We start from the raw sequence: 2,865 nt of genomic DNA, 5'->3' as shown, positions 1-2,865 counted from the left end.
ATGTGTGCAGAAGTTACAATTTCTTACGTTTTTAGACGTTTTCTAAAAATAACCAAAAAGCCCACAAACGTTAATATAGCAACGTTTGTGGGCTTTTTGTTGTTTCTCACAATTCTTCCAGAATGCGTCCCCCGGGGATTGAACCCGGATCATGAGGACCGAAATCTCATGTGCTATCCTTTACACTAAGGACGCTTCATACAATACTAATTATAACGCGTCTCTGCTAAAATGGTAATAATTAATAAAGGAGCTTTTCTAAATGAAAAAATGGCAATTTGTGGCGATAGATGTTGATGGGACGCTGCTCGATAACAATGACCATTACGATGTCAGTCGCTTTAATAATATTCTTCGGCAATTGACTGCTAAGGGGATTCATTTTATTGTGGCGAGCGGCAACAGTCTTGATGCACTTCATGCCATTTTTGCCGCTAGCCCGCTGGTCAAAAACTATGTGGCGGAAAATGGCGGTCGAATCATTCGTGCTGGTCATGAAGAGTTTAGCCGGGTGCATGATCGTTCAACTCTCGCACACCTGTTAACCTGGGAACGGACGCTCCAAACACAGCCCGACCTATTTTCATTTTCCGGCGCTACCCGGACGTTCATCCCCCGTCAGTACAAAGATATCCCCGTACCTTATTATCCCCACCATGCCTACTTTGGGGACTTGGCAGAGATAAACGAACCGATCTTTAATTTTAACCTTAACTGGTTCAAGCAGCGACCGGCCCTAGATAGGATCATGGACCAAGTAGGCCAGATTAATAAAAGCTTTCCTCAGGTCCATGCAACATACAGCGGCTCCTTTGGGATCGATGTCCTGCCGGCGGGTGTTAATAAGGCCGTTAGTCTTGACCGATTAATCAATCAACTTGGTGGCAGGATGAGTGACCTAGTTGCGTTCGGGGATACCGCCAATGACCTCGAAATGATTCAACATGCCGGCTGCGGCTACGCAATGAAAAACGCCACTACCGACCTCTTGGCGGTGGCCGACCGGGTTACCAGCTACGATAACAACCATGATGGATTACTGTACGAGTTAGAGCAACTTTTTGCCCTTCCCCACCCCCAGCTAAAATAAGTAATAGTAATGAAAAAAGGCATCACACGGGCGATCTTCGCCAACATGTGATGCCTTTTTATGCACTTAATATACTGCTCCGTCGTAGAAGTTGTAACTTGGCTTGTTAAAGTCGTATTTTGCCAATTCGGACATCTTGATGAAGTTGTCCGCGATTCCCCAACTCATCAGGTTGATAGACTTGCCGTAATCTTCGTCAGGAATCACTACCATGATGTACTTGCCGAGGGCTCGGGCCATCCCCAGTTCGACCCCCATTCCAACGTCTTCTTCCTCTGGAACATAAATGGCTAGGAGCATGTCTGAGCTTTCAATCCCTACCCGGTCACCATTGTAGGTGGCGGTTGCCCATTCCTTGTCTTTCAAGAGTTCCGGGTGTTCGTCGACCCGCAGTCCCTTGTACTGGTGCTGAAGCGGAACGTATGAATTCTCCACGTCAATCGTTGGGTTGTCCTCGATCGCCTTCATTGCCTGCTCGTACGCCTTGTTTTGCTTGTCAGTAAACCAGCCAGCACAGAAATAAACCGTCTTGCTCTTCATAAGAATCTCCCCTATCCATTCTTTAATATATATTTTTATCATAGCAAAAGTAGAGAAACTTTCGCAACAAAAATATCAGTTATTGTAGCATAATTAGAACTTAATAATAGAAGAGATAGTATAATATTTTATTGCGGAAATTTTTATCTGTACCTTACCGTTTTGACAGAATTGTTCAACGAAAAAGCAAAGGAGATGTAAGAATTGATACGACGACACCTAGTTGAAATTGGCCTGACTGTTCTTTTCCTAATGGGAGCACTAATCGCGATTTTGATGTGGTGGGCCGGGAAGTACTCGACCACCGCATCCACGGCTATGCTTGTCCTAATCCTTTTGGGTACTGCGGCCGGGGATTTAATCCCCAGTATCCTATTGACCTGGTTGATTATTGGGCTAACCACCATTGGGAGTGCGCTGCTGATGATGGGATATGTTGTGATGACACTCCCGTTCAAGATCAGCCTACTGCTGGCCTTCCCGATTTGTGCCAGTTTAAGTTCCCTCAGTCGTTACCTGCTTTCCGGCTGGGGATGGATCGATCGCAACCGTGCTGAGATTAATAGCTATGTTGAACACTATGACCAGGTTACCAAACTGCAGACAAGGTATAATGCACAGAAAATTTACCAAAAGGCACGGCAGTTCATCTTGGAAGACCCGCATGAGGACCAGTGGCTTTATGCTACGGCCATTCATTGGTCACATAATCGGCAAATTCGCCAGTTTCATAGCCGAGAATACAACCGAACTCTGCGCGAGGTCGCCAAGATCCTGAAGAATAACCGGCTTCCCGCCGAATCACTTTACTACATTGGTCATGGGACCTTTCTGATCATCTCATTTAATTTAACCAAGCAAACCTACGACTACCGTAATCAACTGACTCGTGAAGGGCTAAAACAATTACGGGTTGGCCAGGCAACACCGCAGTTTAAATGGGGTGCTAAGCGAATCACCAAAGATAATGCTGACAAGTTCCCGGAATTTGAAGACGTTATGCGCCACATCGACCGGGACATGGAGACCGACCTGATTGTGGAATACATGAAGGGGGCGGACGTAAATGGTTAATTGGTTCTTCTGGCTGGCGATGATCGTTACCGCCCTTTTCTTCGTCCTTGTCCTAGTTCTGTTTGTTTGCCAGTGGATTATTTACTACCGGGTGGAGCGCACGTGGCTCCATTATGATGAGCAAATCTATTCAAAGGGGAAAGGGGATGAAAAATAGTGGT

General features: G+C 46.0%; 4 protein-coding genes. 3 read left to right on the top strand and 1 reads right to left on the bottom strand.

Annotation, left to right across the window (positions count from 1 at the left end):
* Positions 1-262 precede the first annotated feature (262 nt).
* Entirely contained in the window at positions 263-1,090 is an 828-nt protein-coding gene (locus tag ACI31J_RS03820; RefSeq protein ID WP_439773111.1) for an HAD-IIB family hydrolase, read from the top strand.
* A 66-nt stretch (positions 1,091-1,156) separates the two neighbouring features.
* On the opposite strand, the gene ACI31J_RS03815 is transcribed toward ACI31J_RS03820, so the two are convergent.
* The gene (locus ACI31J_RS03815; RefSeq protein ID WP_439773110.1) at positions 1,157-1,630 is read right to left on the bottom strand and encodes a nucleoside 2-deoxyribosyltransferase; all 474 of its coding nucleotides are present in this window, start codon (positions 1,628-1,630) and stop codon (positions 1,157-1,159) included.
* Positions 1,631-1,834: 204 nt separating this feature from the next.
* On the opposite strand from ACI31J_RS03815, the gene ACI31J_RS03810 reads away from it, so the two are divergent.
* On the top strand, positions 1,835-2,704 hold the full coding sequence (locus ACI31J_RS03810; RefSeq protein ID WP_439773109.1) for a hypothetical protein: 870 nt from the start codon (positions 1,835-1,837) through the stop codon (positions 2,702-2,704).
* A complete protein-coding gene (locus ACI31J_RS03805; RefSeq protein WP_162872418.1) occupies positions 2,697-2,861 on the top strand; it encodes a hypothetical protein in 165 nt (54 codons plus the stop codon). Before ACI31J_RS03810 ends, ACI31J_RS03805 begins: the two co-directional genes overlap by 8 nt.
* Positions 2,862-2,865 lie beyond the last annotated feature (4 nt).

It is taken from the genome of Limosilactobacillus sp., from assembly GCF_051873075.1.
Classification (GTDB): domain Bacteria; phylum Bacillota; class Bacilli; order Lactobacillales; family Lactobacillaceae; genus Limosilactobacillus.
This window is presented reverse-complemented; position numbering and strand designations above follow the sequence as displayed.